Raw genomic sequence first — 447 nt, forward strand, 5'->3', positions numbered from 1 at the left:
CTCATATATGCATATACTAATACATAAATTCACCTGCGATTACGTTCTAGTATTTTCAGGTGGCTGGGAGAGAATCAACTGCGTACGGAACTCACCAGTGGCTTTAATGCTTTTTATACAAGCAATACAAGTAAAAGAAGTAATTGCTGCGACAACCACTCGTCCAGCGAGTATCCCGGCGTCACATCTCAAATTCAAGCCAAACGATAAAGCAATGAGCCAAATCCAAGACCGTCGAATCCTCCTGAGTTGGGACCGTAGTTTCCACCTCCACCTTCAACACCGTCTGTGGAGTTCCCATTAACCCAATCACGGTAGGAATCCGTCCAGTATGAGTCGAGACCCTTCATCTGACCATAATGCGCAGAGAGCAACTCGAATCCAGGTCGAACAACCCCACGCGAGTTATTCGAGATGACAGATTGGGGACCCTGATAACTCTCATAT

Annotated in this window: 1 pseudogene; it reads right to left on the minus strand. The window is 46.1% G+C overall.

The features are described 5' to 3' along the window. Positions 1 to 194 precede the first annotated feature (194 nt). Positions 195 to 447, minus strand: a pseudogene (locus J5M57_RS28545) (cell wall anchor protein); the annotation flags it as partial.

Source organism: Pseudomonas sp. 86_A, from assembly GCF_017491705.1.
Taxonomy (GTDB): Bacteria; Pseudomonadota; Gammaproteobacteria; order Pseudomonadales; family Pseudomonadaceae; genus Aquipseudomonas; species Aquipseudomonas koreensis.